General features: G+C 74.6%; 14 protein-coding genes. 12 read left to right on the top strand and 2 right to left on the bottom strand.

Annotation, left to right across the window (positions count from 1 at the left end; genetic code table 11):
* Window positions 1-209: 209 nt before the first annotated feature.
* Window positions 210-2,768, bottom strand: a complete 2,559-nt coding sequence (gene valS / locus AB0F62_RS07325; RefSeq protein WP_361793138.1) for a valine--tRNA ligase — start codon at window positions 2,766-2,768, stop codon at window positions 210-212.
* A 106-nt stretch (window positions 2,769-2,874) separates the two neighbouring features.
* Between valS and AB0F62_RS07320 the strand changes: the two genes are divergently transcribed.
* Both AB0F62_RS07320 and AB0F62_RS07315 read left to right on the top strand, forming a co-directional pair.
* A complete protein-coding gene (locus tag AB0F62_RS07320) occupies window positions 2,875-3,363 on the top strand; it encodes a MarR family winged helix-turn-helix transcriptional regulator (protein ID WP_361793135.1) in 489 nt (162 codons plus the stop codon).
* Between the two features lie 9 nt (window positions 3,364-3,372).
* Window positions 3,373-3,828, top strand: a complete 456-nt coding sequence (locus AB0F62_RS07315) for a universal stress protein (protein WP_361793132.1) — start codon at window positions 3,373-3,375, stop codon at window positions 3,826-3,828.
* 27 nt (window positions 3,829-3,855) lie between these two features.
* Here the strand turns inward: AB0F62_RS07315 and AB0F62_RS07310 are convergent, their stop codons facing one another.
* Entirely contained in the window at window positions 3,856-4,812 is a 957-nt protein-coding gene (locus tag AB0F62_RS07310) for an NADP-dependent oxidoreductase (RefSeq protein ID WP_361793129.1), read from the bottom strand.
* A gap of 224 nt (window positions 4,813-5,036) precedes the next feature.
* Here AB0F62_RS07310 and trxA point away from each other — a divergent pair, with 224 nt between their 5' ends.
* The 10 genes from trxA (at window position 5,037) to AB0F62_RS07260 (ending at window position 16,021) form a co-directional block, all read left to right on the top strand.
* A complete protein-coding gene (gene trxA / locus AB0F62_RS07305) occupies window positions 5,037-5,411 on the top strand; it encodes a thioredoxin (RefSeq protein ID WP_361793126.1) in 375 nt (124 codons plus the stop codon).
* A gap of 33 nt (window positions 5,412-5,444) precedes the next feature.
* Window positions 5,445-7,118, top strand: coding sequence for an AMP-binding protein (locus AB0F62_RS07300; RefSeq protein ID WP_361793123.1), 1,674 nt, complete (start codon window positions 5,445-5,447; stop codon window positions 7,116-7,118).
* Between the two features lie 477 nt (window positions 7,119-7,595).
* Complete coding sequence (gene egtA, locus AB0F62_RS07295; RefSeq protein ID WP_361793120.1) at window positions 7,596-8,873, top strand: ergothioneine biosynthesis glutamate--cysteine ligase EgtA; 1,278 nt, start codon at window positions 7,596-7,598, stop codon at window positions 8,871-8,873.
* Window positions 8,870-10,201, top strand: coding sequence for an ergothioneine biosynthesis protein EgtB (egtB, locus tag AB0F62_RS07290; protein ID WP_361793118.1), 1,332 nt, complete (start codon window positions 8,870-8,872; stop codon window positions 10,199-10,201). The genes egtA and egtB overlap by 4 nt, the downstream gene beginning before the upstream one ends.
* 28 nt (window positions 10,202-10,229) lie before the next feature.
* A complete protein-coding gene (gene egtC / locus AB0F62_RS07285; RefSeq protein ID WP_361793115.1) occupies window positions 10,230-10,985 on the top strand; it encodes an ergothioneine biosynthesis protein EgtC in 756 nt (251 codons plus the stop codon).
* Complete coding sequence (egtD, locus tag AB0F62_RS07280; protein ID WP_361793113.1) at window positions 10,982-11,944, top strand: L-histidine N(alpha)-methyltransferase; 963 nt, start codon at window positions 10,982-10,984, stop codon at window positions 11,942-11,944. The genes egtC and egtD overlap by 4 nt, the downstream gene beginning before the upstream one ends.
* A gap of 104 nt (window positions 11,945-12,048) precedes the next feature.
* Window positions 12,049-13,617 carry an FUSC family protein gene (locus AB0F62_RS07275; RefSeq protein WP_361793111.1) on the top strand — a complete coding sequence of 523 codons (1,569 nt, stop codon included), beginning with the start codon at window positions 12,049-12,051 and terminating at the stop codon, window positions 13,615-13,617.
* A 14-nt stretch (window positions 13,618-13,631) separates the two neighbouring features.
* The gene (locus AB0F62_RS07270) at window positions 13,632-14,183 is read left to right on the top strand and encodes a MarR family transcriptional regulator (protein ID WP_361793443.1); all 552 of its coding nucleotides are present in this window, start codon (window positions 13,632-13,634) and stop codon (window positions 14,181-14,183) included.
* A 136-nt stretch (window positions 14,184-14,319) separates the two neighbouring features.
* Window positions 14,320-15,102 carry a GNAT family N-acyltransferase gene (locus tag AB0F62_RS07265; protein ID WP_361793109.1) on the top strand — a complete coding sequence of 261 codons (783 nt, stop codon included), beginning with the start codon at window positions 14,320-14,322 and terminating at the stop codon, window positions 15,100-15,102.
* A gap of 1 nt (window position 15,103) precedes the next feature.
* Window positions 15,104-16,021, top strand: coding sequence for a lysophospholipid acyltransferase family protein (locus AB0F62_RS07260; RefSeq protein WP_361793107.1), 918 nt, complete (start codon window positions 15,104-15,106; stop codon window positions 16,019-16,021).
* The last annotated feature ends 70 nt before the right edge of the window (window positions 16,022-16,091 follow it).

Genomic DNA, 16,091 nt, shown 5'->3' with positions numbered 1-16,091 from the left:
CGCGGACGGCAACGAGACCCCAGGCGCCGGAAAGGCAACCCGCTCCGGTGCCTGAACACCCGCCACGCACCCACCCGCACACCGCCACGAGGGCCCCGCACCCACCCTCCCATCCGCAGCCCGCCGCCTTGCGACCGAAGGGAGCGAGACGAACCCGCACCCACCCACCGGCAGGCCCCCCACCCACCAGGCCAACAGCAACGAATCGGTCAGGGCGCCTCCGGGAGGCGCACCTCGAACGACAGCTCGTCACCGCCCGCCGTGACCCGCTCCACCGCCAGCGCGCGGGCCGCGGCACGGATGTCGTCCTCGGCCAGGGCGAGGCGGGCCAGCGCCTCCGCAGGGCCGGTGACGACGAGCCGCTCGACGTCCGCCCGCATCGACAGCCGGGCCTCGGACTTGGCCCTGCGGACCGCGGTGATCGCGTCCCGGGCGGCGTCCAGGACGCGCGGATCGCCGTCGCCCGCCAGGGCGTCCAGCGTCTCCGCGGAGGGCCAGTCGGCCCGGTGGACGGAACCGTCCTGCCACCACGACCAGACCTCCTCCGTGGCGAAGGGAAGGAAGGGCGCGAACAGCCGCAGCAGGACGGACAGGGCGGTGGCCAGCGTCGCGAGGGCCGAGGGGTCGCCGTCGTACGCGCGGGCCTTGACCAGCTCGACGTAGTCGTCGCAGAAGTCCCAGAAGAAGGACTCCACGGCTTCCAGGGCCCGGGCGTGGTCGAAGCCCTCCAGGGCGTCCGTGGCGGCGCGGACCGTCGCGGCGAGCCCGGCCAGCAGGGCGCGGTCCAGCGGCGCGGTGACCGCCGCGGCGCCGCCGTCGGCGACCGCGCCGGAGGTGAGCACGAAGCGGCCGACGTTGAGGATCTTGATCGCGAGGCGCCGGCCGATCTTCATCTGCCCGGTGTCGAAGGCGGTGTCCGTACCGGGCCGGGCGCCGGCCGCCCAGTAGCGGACGGCGTCGGAGCCGTGCTGCTCCAGGAGGTCGCCCGGGGTGACGGCCTTGCCCCGCGACTTGGACATCTTCTTGCGGTCCGGGTCGAGGATCCAGCCCGAGATCGCGGCGTGCCGCCACGGCAGGACGTCCTGCTCGCTGTGGGCGCGGACGATGCTGCCGAACAGCCAGGTCCGGATGATCTCGTGGGCCTGCGGCCGCAGGTCCATCGGGAAGACCTTGGCGAACAACTCCTCGTCCGTGCCCCATCCGGCGGCGATCTGCGGGGTGAGCGAGGAGGTCGCCCAGGTGTCCATGACGTCCGGGTCGCCGGTGAAGCCGCCGGGGACGCCGCGCTGCTCCTCCCGGTAGCCGTCGGGGACGTCGCTGCCGGGGTCGACGGGCAGCGCCGACGCGTCGGGGAGCAGCGGCTTGTCGTGGACAGGCTCGCCCGAGTCGTCGAGCGGGTACCAGACCGGGACGGGGACGCCGAAGAAGCGCTGGCGGCTGATCAGCCAGTCGCCGTTGAGGCCTTCGACCCAGCTCTCGTACCGGACCCGCATGTGCTCGGGGTGCCATTGCAGTTCGCGGCCCCGCTCCAGCAGCCGGCGGCGCAGGGCCTCGTCGCGGCCGCCGTTGCGCAGATACCACTGGCGGGTGGTGACGATCTCCAGCGGCCGGTCGCCCTTCTCGAAGAACTTGACGGCGTGGACGACCGCTTCGGGTTCGCCGTCCAGGTCGCCGCTCTCGCGCAGCATCGCGACCAGCCGCTCGCGGCCGGTGTGCGCGGTGGCGCCGGCCAGCCTCGCGTAGGCGGCGCGGGCCGCGGCCGTCTCCAGGGCGGCCGGCGGCGCGGGCAGGAAGCGCCCGTCGCGGCCGACCACCGGGCGGGTGGGCAGCCGGAGTTCACGCCACCAGGTGACGTCGGTCGTGTCGCCGAAGGTGCAGATCATGGCGATGCCGGTGCCCTTGTCCGGGTCGGCCAGCCGGTGGGCGTGAACGGGGACCTCGACGCCGAAGACCGGGGTCGTGACGGTGGTGCCGATCAGCTCCCGGTAGCGCTCGTCGTCGGGGTGCGCGACCAGGGCGACGCAGGCGGGGAGGAGTTCGGGCCGGGTGGTGGCGACGAGGACCCGGCCGCCGTCCGGGCGGTGGAAGGCGAGCCGGTGGTAGGCGCCGGGCCGTTCGCGGTCCTCCAGTTCGGCCTGGGCGACGGCGGTGCGGAAGGTGGTGTCCCACAGGGTGGGCGCCTCGGCCGTGTAGGCCTCGCCGCGCGCCAGATTGCGCAGGAAGGCGCGCTGCGAGGCGGCGCGCGAGCGGGCGTCGACGGTCTGGTAGGTGAGCGTCCAGTCGACGGAGAGGCCGAGGCGGCGCCACAACTCCTCGAAGGCCTTCTCGTCCTCGGCGGTGAGGGCCTCGCACAGTTCGATGAAGTTCCGCCGGGAGATGGGCAGGTGACGTGCGCCGGGGCGCTCCGGCGGGGTGAAGGCCGGGTCGTACGGGAGCGAGGGGTCGCAGGTGACGCCGTAGTGGTTCTGGACCCGGCGCTCGGTGGGCAGGCCGTTGTCGTCCCAGCCCATCGGGTAGAAGACGGTCTGCCCGCGCATGCGCCGGTAGCGGGCGACGGTGTCGGTGTGCGTGTACGAGAAGACATGGCCGACGTGCAGCGATCCACTGGCCGTGGGCGGCGGGGTGTCGATGGAGAAGATGTCCTCGCGCGGCCTCGACCGGTCGAAGCGGTGTACACCCGACTCGTCCCAGCGCAGCGACCATTTCGCTTCGAGCCCGTCGAGGGAGGGCTTGCCGGGGACGTCGTGGTGACGCGTCGGGAGGTTCATGCCGTCCCATGCTAGGCAGCACCGCCCGCGCGGCCGAGCGATTTACCGGTCGAACAATTCGCGGCACTGATAATCCCGTAACGAACTTGTTTGCTAGGCTCGGAACATGAGCTCCACGGCACCTTTGCCCGCCGCGCCCGACCTCACGGGACTGCTGCAGCACGCCAGCCACGCGATGACCAACCGGATGGCGGCCGCGCTGGCCGAGATCGGCCTCACCCCGCGCGGCTACTGCGTGCTGCTGCACGCGCTCCCCGGGGAGCTGACGCAGGCTCAACTCGCCGAGCTCTCCCAGCAGGACAAAACCACGATGGTGGTCACCATGGACGAGCTGGAGCGGGCCGGACTCGCCGAACGGCGGCCGTGCCCCACGGACCGCCGGGCCCGGATCATCACCGTCACCGACGCGGGCCGGGAGCTGGCCGCCCGGGGCGGGGCGATCACGGCACGCGTGCACGGTGACGCGCTGGAGGCCCTCCCCGAGGGCGAGCGGGCGGTGTTCGCCTCCGCGCTGCAGCGCCTGGTCGGCGGCCACCTGGCCACGACCGCGGATTCCCCCCGCCCGGTGCGGCGCGCCAGGCAGCCGCGCCAGTAGGCTCGGAACGTGAGCGACAAGACGGCTTTCGAGCGGGGCACGGACGGTCCGAAGGTGATCGCCGCCGGACTGGACGGTTCGGAGTCGTCGTGGCGTGCCGTCGCCTACGCGGCAGGGCTGGCGCGGCGCCAGAACGCGCTCCTCGCGATCGTCTACGTCCAGCCCGTCCTGGCGGCGGGGGCGGCGTTCGGCGCGCCGGTCGCGGAGGCGACCGCCGAGATCGCCGATCAGCTCAAGTCGGAGATAGAGAAGGCCACCAAGCGCTTCCAGGTCGTCTCCCCCTTGCGCTGGGAGTTCCACACCTTCACCGGCGACCCCTTCGGGGGCCTGTCCAAGGCGGCCGACGAGCTCAAGGCCGACGCGGTGGTCGTCGGCGCCTCCGAGAAGGCCGGGCACCGGATCGTCGGCTCGGTCGCGGTGCGGCTGGTCAAGGCGGGCCGCTGGCCGGTGACGGTCGTCCCGTAGGGGCGCGCCCGCTTCCGGGATCAGGGCTCACGCCTCGTCGGCGACGTGGATGACGACCTTGCCGCGGCGGTGCTCGCGCTCCAGCGCCTCATAGGCGGCGCGGGTCTCGGTGAGCGGGACCACCCGGTCGACCTTCGGCATCAGCTTGCCGCTGTCGATGAGCCGGGAGACCGCTTCCAGACCCGTCCGGTCCGGCTCGACGACGAAGAAGAGACCGCGGGCGCCGTGCGCGCGGGCGATCTCCGGATCGGGCGGGGAGACGATGCTGACCAGCATCCCGCCGGGGCGCAGCACGGACCAGGAGCGGTTCTGCGTGTCGCCCCCGACGCCGTCGAAGACGACGTCGACATCCGACACCTCGTCCTCGAAGCGGCTGCCGGCGTAGTCGATGACGCGTTCGGCGCCCAGTCCGGTGACGAAGGCGGCGTCGCGCGCCGAGGCGGTCGCGGTGACCTTCGCACCCAGTGCGGCGGCGATCTGGACGGCGAAGGACCCTACGCCGCCCGCCGCCCCGTGGACGAGGACGTGCCGGCCGGGGGTGACCCCGGCGTGCCGGGCCAGCGCCTGCCAGACGGTGAGCGCCGCGAGCGGCACCGAGGCGGCCGTGTCGTGGTCGAGGCGCCGGGGCTTGGCGGCCAGGATGTCCGCGGGGAGGGTGACGAACTCGGCGGCGGCGCCGTCGTGGACGAAGGGGATCAGCGCGTAGACGGCGTCCCCGACCCTGGGGGTGGTGACCCCGGGGCCGACCGCGGTGACCACGCCGGACACCTCGTGCGAGGGGATGGTGGGGGTGCGGTCGTGGCCCGAGCCGTCGAAGCTGTCGGTCCAGGTCGCGTCCCAGTCCAGCTCGCCGGCGGTCACGGAGGCGGCCCGGACGGCCACCAGCGCCTCGCCCGCCGCCGGCTCGGGGCGGGGCGCCGTCTCGTAGCGGAGCCGCTCGGGGCCGCCGCGCTCATGGGCCCGTACGGCGTGCATCGTCGCCATCGTCGCTCGCTCCCGTCGGAGTGCCGGCACCGCGCCTGCGGTGGCGGGGCGACGGAAGGCCCCGCCCTCTCCAGCATCGGGCCCCGATCCGCTCCCGGCATCCCTGTCCGGGGAGGGGCCGCGGGCGGACGCGCCGGGGGACGGCGTTCGGAATAGCGCAGCGCTGCCCTCGGTTACGGTCAGTGGGTCCCGACCGACGGCACCCGGAAGCAGGTAAGGGAAGCATGAGCACTGTTGAGCTCACCAAGGACAACTTCGACGAGGTCGTGGGCAACAACGACTTCGTCCTGATCGACTTCTGGGCGTCCTGGTGCGGCCCGTGCCGGATGTTCGCCCCCGTGTACGAGGCGGCCGCGGAGAAGAACACCGACCTCGTGTTCGGCAAGGTCGACACGGAGGCGCAGCCCGAGCTGGCCGCCGCGTTCCAGATCCAGTCCATCCCGACGCTGATGATCATCCGCGACAAGGTGGCCATCTTCTCCCAGCCCGGCGCGCTGCCCGCGCCCGCGTTCGAGGACCTGATCAAGCAGGCCCGCGACCTGGACATGGACGAGGTCCGCAAGTCCATCGCCGAGGGCCAGGAGGCCCCGAAGGCCTGACATCTGACGTGGCGTCAGCTATGGTGCGGGCTCATGGGCCGCACCATAGCGGAGCTCGTCGAGGGCCAGTGGGGCGATCGGCGCCCGGGCCTGCTCTACGGGGAGCGCAGACTCAGCCGTCATGACGTCGCGGCGGCCTCCGCCGCCCGCGCCGCGCTCCTGACCGACCTGCTGCCGCGCGGCGCCGAGCCGCACGTGGGTGTGCTCCTGGGCAACGTCCCGGAGTTCCCGCTGTGGCTCGGCGCCGCCGCGTGCGCCGGGGCCGCCGTGGTGGGGGTCAACCCGACCCGGCGGGGCGCGGAACTCGCCCGGGACATCACGCACACCGAGTGCGCGCTGCTCGTCACCGAGCGCGCGCATCTTCCGTCGCTGGACGGACTGCCGCTCGGTCTGCCCCGGAAACGGATCCTCGTGGTCGACGACCCCGCGTACCCGGCCCTGCTGCGTCCGTACGAGTGCTCCGGTCCGCCGGCGCGCTCCGGGCGGATACGGCCGGAGTCCCGGCTGCTGCTCTACTTCACGTCGGGCTCGACCGGCGCGCCCAAGGCCGTGATCGTCTCCCAGGGGCGGCTGGCCGACGCGGGCGCGTCGCTGAGCGGCTTCCTCGGCCTCGGACCGGAGGACGTCCACTACCTCTGCATGCCGCTCTTCCACGGCAACGCCGTGATCGCCGGCTGGGCCCCCGCCCTCGCCGGCGGCGGCGCGGTCGCGCTCCGCCGGACGTTCTCCGCCTCCCGCTTCCTGCCGGACGTGCGGTCCTACGGAGCCACCTACTTCACCTACGTCGGGCGGGCCGTGCAGTATCTGCTCGCCACTCCCGAACGGCCCGACGACCGCGACCACCGGCTGCGCCGGGGCTTCGGCACCGAGGCGGGCGCCGTGGACGCGGCCCGCTTCGCGGAGCGCTTCGGAGTCCCCCTCACCGAGGGGTACGGCTCCTCCGAGGGCGGGGCCGCCATCCAGCGCTCCCCCGGGACACCGCCCGGCGCGGTCGGGCGCGCGGCACCCGGCGCCGACCTGGCCGTCGTGGACCCCCGGACCGGCGCCGAACGGCCCCGCGCGGTCCTCGACACGGCCGGCAGGCTGCTCAACGGCGACGAGGCGATCGGCGAGCTGGTCAACCGCGGCCGATCGCGCTTCGAGGGCTACTGGCGCAACCCGGAGGCGGTGGCCGCCCGCACCCGGGACGGCTGGTACTGGACCGGTGACCTGTTCTTCCGCGACACGGAGGGCTGGTTCCACTTCGCGGGCCGCGCCGACGACCGGCTGCGCGTGGACGGCGAGAACCTCGCCGCCGCCGTCATCGAGAACGTACTGGCCCGCTTCCCGGCCGCGGCGGCCGTCGCGGTGTACGCCGTCCCCGACCCCGTCTCGGGCGACCAGGTGATGGCCGCCCTCGCGCCCCGCGAGGGCGGCCGCTTCGACCCCGCCGCCTTCGCCGCCTTCCTGGCCGCGCAGCCCGACCTCGGCACGAAGTCGGCCCCGCGCTTCGTACGGGTCGTGCCGCGCATGCCGGTCACCGCCACCAACAAGGTGCGGCGCGCGGCGCTCCGCCGCGAAGGCTTCCGCTGTCCCGACCCCGTCTGGTGGTCCGCACCGGACGACGGTCCCTGCGGCACGGCGTACCGCCGCTTCACCGCCGCCGACCGGACCGCCCTGCTCGACCGCTACCGCGCACAGGGGCGCGCGGCCCTCCTGGACCGCTGAGCGGAATCGGCCCGCGGAAGGGCGCCGCCGCAGACCTGCCGCACCGGCCGGACCGGTTTGGTGTGGGTCCGTCCGGTAAGGCGCACACAATGCGACGTGATCGGCTTGGCGCACCCGGAGCGGGGCCGCGCACGGCCGCGGAGCTCGCGGCGGCGCTGCCCGGGGGTGAGGCGGCCGTCCCGGCCGCGGCGCCGGTGCGCGCCGCCGCCGACCGGAAGACCGCCGGGGAGGTTCCGGCGTCCCTCCCCCTGACCTGCGGCAACGCCCCCTGGAGATGCGGGTTGCCGGGGACCGGTCCACTCTTGATTCGGACCGGACGGCAGGGGCCGCCATCGACACGGGCGTCACCTGCCGTCCCTCGGCCGTTCGTCCGGGGCGCTCTTGAGCACCCCGCACCGAAGGGCTTAGGTGGTACGGACACCGCGCGGCTCCGGCCGGGCGGACACGGAACGCCGCCTTCGACGGGAGGTCCCGGCCATGCCCGGCACCAGCCAGCGGATGGAGACATCCGAACCGATCACCGAGACAGCGGCGGAGGACCATATCCAGGGCATCTGTTTCAAAACCGGCCCGCCCCGCCGCATAGGCGTGGAACTGGAATGGCTCCTCCACGATCCGCACGACCCGGCCCGCCCGGTGGGCCCCGCGCGACTCGGCGCCGCCGTCGCCGGACTGCGCACCCTGTACCTCCGCTCCCGGCTCACCACCGAGCCCGGCGGCCAGCTTGAGCTCAGCTCGCTGCCCGCCGCGTCACTTACCGCGTGCGTCAACGCCGCGGCCGCCGATCTCCACTCCGTACGCCGCAGACTCCGCCAGGAGGGCCTGGCGCTGGCCGGGCACGGCCACGATCCGTGGCGGCGCCCCCGGCGGTTGCTGAACGAGCCCCGCTACGCCGCCATGGAGATGTACTTCGACCGCTCGAGCCCCGCGGGCCGCGCCATGATGTGCTCCACCGCGTCCGTCCAGGTCTGCCTGGACTCGGGCACGGCCGAACCGGGCCCCTTCGGGCTCGGCAGGCGCTGGGTGCTCGCGCATCTGCTGGGCGCGGTCCTGGTGGCCGCGTTCGCCAACTCGCCGCTCAGCGGCGGCCGACCCACCGGCTGGCGGTCCACCCGGCAGGCGGTGTGGGCCGCGCTGGACCCGGGACGCACCCTGGCCCCGCCCCTGGGAACGGATCCGCGCACGGCGTGGACCGCCTATGCCCTGGACGCCCCGGTGCTGTGCATCCGCGGCGACGAGGGACCGTGGACGGTGCCCGACGGGCTGACCTTCCGTGACTGGATCCGCGACAGTGCGTACCGGCGCCCGACCGTCGCCGACCTGGACTACCACCTCTCGACGCTCTTCCCGCCGGTGCGGCCGCGCGGCTACCTGGAGCTGCGCATGATCGACGCGCAGTCGGGCCGGGACGGCTGGGTCGTGCCGCTGGCCGTGGCCGCGGCGCTGTTCGACGACGCCGCCGCATCCGAGGTCGCGTACCGGGCGGTGAAGCCGCTCGCCGACACGGCCGGGCAGCACCCGGCGCCGCGCAACCCGCTGTGGCGGCGCGCCGCGCGGCACGGCCTGGCCGACCCGGAGCTGCGCGCCACCGCCGTGACCTGCTTCGCCGCGGCCCGGGAGGCCCTGCCGCGGCTCGGGGCCGACGAGGCCGTACAGCAGGCGGTGGCCGAGTTCACCGAGCGCTACGTCCTGCGCGGCCGGTGTCCCGCCGACGACCTGCTCGACGACTTCCTACGCAAGGAGAGCCGCTCGTGACCGCACCCGCGCTCGACCCCGAAGCCCTGCGCCGGCGGGCACTGGCGGCCCTCACCACGGCACGTGACCGCACCCGGGCGCTCACCACCTGCGTCGACGACAGCGAACTCACGGCCCAGCACTCCCCGTTGATGTCCCCGCTGGTCTGGGACCTGGCCCACATCGGCAACCAGGAGGAGCAGTGGCTGCTGCGGAACGTCGGCGGCCGTGAGGCCCTGCGCCCCGACATCGACCCGATCTACGACGCCTTCGAGCACCCGCGCTCGGAGCGGCCCACGCTGCCGCTGCTGCCGCCGGCGGAGGCCCACGCCTACGCCGCCGACGTGCGCGGCCGGGTGCTGGACATCCTGGAGCGCGCCCCGCTGCACGGCAGCCCGCTGACCGACGCGGCCTTCGCCTTCGGCATGATCGCCCAGCACGAACAGCAGCACGACGAGACCATGTTGATCACCCATCAGCTGCGGCACGGCCCCGCCGTCCTGACCGCTCCCCCGCCGCCGGCGGCACCCGCGGACACGGCCCTGCTGCCGGCCGAGGTCCTGGTGCCCGGCGGCCCGTTCACCATGGGCACCTCGGCCGAGCCGTGGGCGCTGGACAACGAACGGCCGGCGCACACCCGCGAGGTGGCGCCGTTCTTCATCGACACGGTGCCGGTGAGCAACGGCGCGTACATCGCCTTCCTCGAGGACGGCGGCTACGAGGACGAGCGCTGGTGGACGCCGGCCGGCTGGGCACATGTCCGTGAACACGGCCTGTTCGCTCCGCTGTTCTGGCGTCACGAGGGCGGCGTGTGGCTGCGCCGCCGCTTCGGGGCGACCGAGCCGGTACCGCGGGACGAGCCCGTGCTCCACGTGTGCTGGTACGAGGCCGACGCCTACGCCCGCTGGGCCGGGCGCCGCCTGCCCACGGAGACCGAGTGGGAGAAGGCGGCGCGCCACGACCCCGCGACCGGCCGCTCCCGCCGCTACCCGTGGGGTGACGCCGATCCCGGCCACGAGCACGCCAACCTGGGGCAGCGGCACCTCCAGCCGGCCCCGGTGGGCAGCTACCCGGCCGGTGCCTCGCCGCTGGGTGTACGGCAGCTGGTCGGCGACGTGTGGGAGTGGACGGCGAGCGACTTCCTGCCCTACCCGGGCTTCGCCCCGTTCCCGTACAAGGAGTACTCGGAGGTCTTCTTCGGCCCCGACCACAAGGTGCTGCGCGGCGGTTCCTTCGCCGTGGACCAGGTGGCCTGCCGGGGTACGTTCCGCAACTGGGACTACCCGATCCGGCGGCAGATCTTCTCCGGTTTCCGCACCGCCCGCGACGCCCGTCCGGAGCAGGTGTGAGCGCCCCGGGAAGACGGGGGGACGGCTGATGTGCCGGCACCTCGCGTACGTCGGTCCGCCCGTCGCGCTCCGCGAGCTCGTCATCGACCCGCCGCACTCGCTCTACCGCCAGTCGTGGGCGCCGCGCCGGCAGAAGTACGGCACGGTCAACGCCGACGGCTTCGGCCTGGGCTGGTACGCGGACGACGACCCGCTGCCGGCGCGCTATCGGCGCTCCGGGCCGATCTGGGACGATCCGTCGTTCGCGGACGTGTGCCGGGTGACGCGCTCCGGCGCGCTGCTCGGCGCCGTCCGCGACATCACGGAGGGGTCGGCCGCGGACGAGTCCGCGGCGGCCCCGTACACCGCCGGCCGGTGGCTGTTCAGCCACAACGGAGCGCTGCGCGGCTGGCCGCACTCGGTCGCCGAGGCCGCCCGCGCCCTGCCGCCGGAGGAGCTGCTCACCCTGGAGGCGCGCTGCGACTCGGCGCTGGCCTGGGCGCTGACCCTGCACCGGCTGCGCGCCGGGGCCCCCGCGGACGAGGCGCTCGCCGACACCGTCGGCCGACTCGCCGCGCTGACCCCCGACTCACGGCTCAACTTCCTGCTGACCGACGGCCGCGCGATCGCCGCCACCGCATGGGGCGACACGCTCTTCTACCTGGAGACGCCCGGCCGCTCTCTCGTCGTGGCCTCCGAGCCGTACGACGACAGTCCGCGCTGGACCGAGGTCCCCGACCGCCACCTGCTCTACGGCGATCCCACCGAGGTCCTGCTGATACCGCTCAAGGAGCCGCACCTGTGAGCCCGTTCACCCTCACCCGCACCCTGCCCGCCGACGCCACCGCGGCCGCGCTGCGCGCCGACGTCGCGTACGGGCTGACCCGCACTCCCAAGCAGCTGCCGCCCAAGTGGTTCTACGACGCCCGCGGCAGCGAGCTGTTCGAGGAGATCACGCGGCTGCCCGAGTACTACCCGACCCGCGCCGAGCGGGAGATCCTGCTCGCGAGGGCACCGGAGATCGCCAAGGCGACCGGCGCCCGCACGCTCGTCGAGCTGGGTTCCGGTTCCTCGGAGAAGACCCGGCTGCTGATCGGGGCGCTGGGCGCACCGCTGACGTATGTGCCGATCGACGTCAGCGAGTCCGCGCTCAGAGGCGCCGGCGAGGCGCTGCTCGCCGACCACCGGGACCTGACCGTGCACGCGCTGGTCGCCGACTTCCAGCACGGCCTGTCCCTCCCCGAGACCCCGGGCCCGCGCCTGGTCGCGTTCCTCGGCGGCACGATCGGCAATCTGCTGCCCCGGGAGCGGGCCCGTTTCCTGGCCTCGGTCCGCGCCCTGCTCTCCCCGGGCGACGCGCTGCTGCTCGGCACCGACCTGGTGAAGGACGAGGCGGTGCTGGTCGCGGCCTATGACGACGCGCAGGGCGTCACGGCGGCCTTCAACAAGAACGTCCTGTCGGTGATCGACCGCGAACTCGGCGCGGACTTCCATCCGGACGACTTCGACCACGTCGCCGTGTGGGACCGCGAGCAGGAGTGGATCGAGATGCGGCTGCGGGCGCGCGCCGACGTGACCGTGAAGGTCCCCGCGCTCGACCTGACCGTGGACTTCGGCCGCGGCGAGGAGATGCGCACCGAGGTGTCCGCCAAGTTCCGCGAGGAGGGCGTGCGGGCCGAGCTGTCCACCGCCGGGCTCACCCTGCGGCACTGGTGGACCGACCCCGAGGGCCGGTTCGCGCTGTCGCTGGCCTTCCCGGCCTGATCCGGACGATTCCGCGGTGGCCGGTCCCGGAGTGGGGCCGGCCACCGCGGTCGTCCGGGGCCACACGGATCTTTTACGAGTAAAACACCTGCTAAGCTTTTTCCATGTCCGCTTTCCCCCTGCCCGTCCGCGGCGCCTTCCGGCTCCGCTCCGTCCAGGACGCCTGGCACCACCGGGCCCTCGGCGTCGTGGTCGCCGTGGGCGCGATCGAGGTGACCCTGCTGGCCCTCGGGCGTCTGGACCTGGTGCCGTACGCCGCGGGAGGCGGACTGTGCGCCCTGTACGCGCACGGGCTGCCCTTCGCGGCCCGGGCCCGGGCGCTCGCCCTGGTCGTCCTGGGCATGGCGGCCGGGACCGGGGTGGCGCTGACCACCGCCGCGCTGACGGAGTCGGCGGCGGTCCGGGTGGCGGTGGCGGCCCTGCTCGCGGCCGCGCACAAGGTGGTGTGCGACGCGACGCGGATCGGCCCGCCCGGGAACGTGATCTTCACCTTCGTCGCGGCGAGCGCCGCCTTCCTCCCGCAGTCCCCCGCGCAGGTGCCCGCACACACCGGACTGGTGCTGCTCGGCGGGGCCGTCGCCTGGCTGGTGTGCATGGCCCCCGTGCTGATGCGGCCCCACGTGCCCGAACGCACCGCCGTCGCGCGGGCCCTGGAGGCCCGGGCCCGCGCGTTGGCCAACGGGGGCACGGCCGGCAGCCGGCACGAGGCCATCGCCGCCGTGCACGCCGCCCGGCACACCCTGCGCGCGGCGAGGACGACCGCCCACGCGACGGGCCTGGAGCGGCTGCTGGCGCGCGCCGAGGCCGCCGACCCGGCCGAGGCCGCCCGGCTGACCGAATGGGCCCGCGCCCTGCGCCGTACCCGCACCCTGCCCGACCCCGGCCCCGCCGCGCGCACCCCCGGCCCCGACCCCGCCGCGCGCACCCCCGCACCCTCCCCCGGAACCCGGACCGGCCGGGCGGGACGGCCTCACCGGCCCGCTCCGCGGCATCTGCTCCCGCTCGGGCTTCGCGTCCTGCTGGGCAGCGCCCTCGGGGGATGGGGATCGCTGGCCCTGGGCGTGGACCGGCCCTACTGGGCCGTGGTGACCGCCGCGGCGGTCTTCGCCGCCAACACCACCCTGTCGTGGCACCGCGCGCTGCAGCGCGTGCTCGGCAACCTCCTGGGGGTGCTGCTGTTCACCGCCCTGGTGCCGCTCACGACCACCGGCGCCGTGGCCCTCATCGTGACCGCGCTGGTGTGCAACGTCGCGGCCGAGGCGACCATCGCGCGCAACTACTGGATCGCCAGCGCCTTCGTGACGCCCATGGCGATGATCATGACCGAGTTCGCGGGTGCCCTGCCCACGGGCCGACTGGTGGCCGATCGCTGGCTGGACACCCTCGTCGGCGCCGCCGCCGGGCTGCTGGCCTGCTTCGCCGTACCGAACCGCCACGCGGGCCGCCGGGTCGGCGCCGCCCTGGAGCGCCTGGAGGACGAACTCGCCGCCCCCGTCGCCCGTGGGGCCCGGCTCACCGCCGCCCTCCTGGAACTGCGCGAGGCCGCGGACACCGCCTCCGGAGAGTGGCGGAGCCCGGCCCTGCCCGAGCGGCGGATCGCCGCGGCGGAGGAGCGCGGCCACCTGACGCTCGCGGGCCGCCGCCAGGGCGGCCGGTCCGTCACCACGGCGTGACGACGCGTACGATCATGCGGACGCCGCCGGAGCCGCCGGCGTACGGAGGAAGGACATCCCGCGTGGAGGACGCCGTCGCGACGGTGCTGCGCCAGTGGCAGGACGTGTACCCGGACCTGGACTTCGGGCCCGTCGCCGTGATCGGCAGGCTGAACCGCTGCGCCGCCCTGCTGCAGCAGGTCACCGACACGCCCCTGGGACGCGAGGGACTCACCCGCCCGGAGTACGACATCCTCCTCGCCCTGCGCCGGGTCGGCGGCGAGCTGACACCGGGACGACTGGCCCGCGAGACCTTCGCCTCGGGCGCCGCGGTCACCAAGCGGATCAAGCTGCTGGAGGAACGCCGCCTGGTCGCCCGCCGCCCGGACGGCCGCGATCGCCGGGTCTCGCACCTGCGGCTGACCGAGGAGGGGCTGGCCCTGGTCGACCGCGTACTGCCCGAGCAGCTCGCCTACGAGACGGGCCTGCTGACGGGGCTCCCGGAGGGCCGCCGCGAGGAACTGGCGGAGATCCTCGGCGAACTCCTGCTGCTCCTCGAAGGCCGCCTGGGCGCGCTTTCCGGGTGAAGCGGGCGGCATCCGCGCCCACGGCACCGGCACTTCAGCGAGCCCACATCTGCGCGCTCCGCCAAGGACACGCCAAGGCAAGGCCGCGACGGGACAGATAGGGGTGTCCCCGTCCCCCTGACCAGGGAATCGCGCCATGACCGCTTCGTACGAACTCGCGCCCGTCGTCGACACCCCGACCGACCGCCCCCGCTATTCGGTGAGTCTCGCCCAGGACGAGGCCGAGGTGCGGGCCGCACAGCGTCTGCGGCACCAGGTGTTCGCCGGGGAGATGGGGGCCGTGCTGGACACGCCCGAGCCGGGCCTGGACATCGACGCCCTCGACGCCTACTGCGACCACCTGCTGGTGAAGGAGGACGCGACCGGCGAGGTGGTGGGCACGTACCGGCTGCTCACCCCCGCCAACGCCCGCCGCGCCGGCCGCACCTACTCCGAGTCCGAGTTCGACCTGACGCGGCTCGCCCCGATCCAGCACGACATGGTCGAGGTGGGCCGCTCGTGCGTGCACGCAGCCCACCGTGACGGAGCCGTCGTCGCGCTGATGTGGGGCGGCATCACCCGCTACATGGCGACCACCGGCCACAACTGGCTCGCCGGCTGCTGCTCGGTGGAACTGGCCGACGGCGGCTCGACGGCGGCCGGCGTGTGGGACCGGGTCTCCGCGAAGAACCTGGCCCCCGAGGAGTACCGGGTCTCCCCGCACCGCCCCTGGGACCCGGCGGGCATCGCCCGCCCGGCCCGTACCGCGCTGCCCGCGCTGCTCCGCGGCTATCTGCGGCTGGGCGCCTGGGTGTGCGGCGAGCCCGCCCACGACCCGGACTTCGGCGTCGCCGACCTGTTCATCCTGCTCTCGCTGGAGCGCACCGACGAACGCTACCTGCGCCACTTCGGTGCCCTGGGCTCGCTCGGGTCGGTGTGAGATGGCCGCGGCATGGTGGTCGCCGGTCGCGCCCTGCACCCCGCAGGCGTGCGTGACCGGCGACGGTCCGGTCGTGGGCCGGGCCCGGCGGCTGCTGCGGTACGCCGCCGCGGTGGTGGTGCTGCTCATCGGCGTCGTGCTGTCGGTGCCGCTCGGGACGCTGTGCGGCCCGGCGGGACGCGAGCGGCTGATCCGGCGCTGGACCCGCTCCGTGGTGGCCGCCTTCGGCGTCGGGGTGCGGCTGCCCGAGCCTGCGCCGCGGGAGCCGGGCCGCGGCCTGCTGGTGGTCTCCAACCACGTGTCGTGGCTGGACATCGTGCTGATCGCCGCCGTCCTCCCGGGCCGCAACGTCGCCAAGCGGGAGATCCGCGACTGGCCGCTGATCGGACGGCTGTGCGTGCGCGGCCGCACCATCTTCATCGACCGGGAGCGGATCCGCTCGCTGCCGGACACGGTGGCGGAGGTCGCGGAGGCGCTGCGCTCGGGCGCGACGGTGGTGGCCTTCCCGGAGGGCAGCACCTGGTGCGGCCGTGAGGAAGGCCGGTACCGGCGGGCGCTGTTCCAGGCAGCGCTGGACGCCGGGGCCGACGTCCAGCCGCTGCTGATCCGCTACCGGCACGCCGACGGGCGGCCCAGCACCGCGGCGGCGTTCCTCGGCGAGGACACCCTGATGGACTCGGTGCGCCGGGTGGTCGCGGCCCGCGGTCTCACCGCCGAGGTGACGATGCTCCCCAGGATCGCGGCGGGCTCGCTGCCGGACCGGCGCGCCCTGGCGAGCGCCGCCCGGTACGCGGTGGCTCCCGCCGCCGCGCGCGCCTCCGTACCTTCCCAGGCCGGTTCCCACCCGCGGGAGACGGACGTGCGGATCGGCGCTCCCGTCCCGCGGCCGGGCGGGCCGGTCGCGGGCCTCCCCGGCTGAGTCCGCGGTTCCCGGGCCGCCGGATCCGGTCCCGAAAGGCCGGGCGACCGCGGGGACTTCGTACACGGCG

This window comes from Streptomyces sp. NPDC026673 (assembly GCF_040638135.1).
Taxonomy (GTDB): Bacteria; Actinomycetota; Actinomycetes; order Streptomycetales; family Streptomycetaceae; genus Actinacidiphila.
This window is presented reverse-complemented; position numbering and strand designations above follow the sequence as displayed.

Excerpts from the sequence above, each read along its gene's own strand:
- AB0F62_RS07300 (WP_361793123.1), top strand. The coding sequence starts at position 5,445 with ATGGGCCGCACCATAGCGGAGCTCGTCGAGGGCCAGTGGGGCGATCGG.
- AB0F62_RS07320 (WP_361793135.1), top strand. The coding sequence starts at position 2,875 with ATGAGCTCCACGGCACCTTTGCCCGCCGCGCCCGACCTCACGGGACTG.
- AB0F62_RS07265 (WP_361793109.1), top strand. The coding sequence starts at position 14,320 with ATGACCGCTTCGTACGAACTCGCGCCCGTCGTCGACACCCCGACCGAC.
- AB0F62_RS07275 (WP_361793111.1), top strand. The coding sequence starts at position 12,049 with ATGTCCGCTTTCCCCCTGCCCGTCCGCGGCGCCTTCCGGCTCCGCTCC.
- egtA (WP_361793120.1), top strand. The coding sequence starts at position 7,596 with ATGCCCGGCACCAGCCAGCGGATGGAGACATCCGAACCGATCACCGAG.
- trxA (WP_361793126.1), top strand. The coding sequence starts at position 5,037 with ATGAGCACTGTTGAGCTCACCAAGGACAACTTCGACGAGGTCGTGGGC.
- AB0F62_RS07270 (WP_361793443.1), top strand. The coding sequence starts at position 13,632 with ATGCGGACGCCGCCGGAGCCGCCGGCGTACGGAGGAAGGACATCCCGC.
- AB0F62_RS07260 (WP_361793107.1), top strand. The coding sequence starts at position 15,104 with ATGGCCGCGGCATGGTGGTCGCCGGTCGCGCCCTGCACCCCGCAGGCG.
- AB0F62_RS07310 (WP_361793129.1), bottom strand. The coding sequence starts at position 4,812 with ATGGCGACGATGCACGCCGTACGGGCCCATGAGCGCGGCGGCCCCGAG.
- egtC (WP_361793115.1), top strand. The coding sequence starts at position 10,230 with ATGTGCCGGCACCTCGCGTACGTCGGTCCGCCCGTCGCGCTCCGCGAG.
- valS (WP_361793138.1), bottom strand. The coding sequence starts at position 2,768 with ATGAACCTCCCGACGCGTCACCACGACGTCCCCGGCAAGCCCTCCCTC.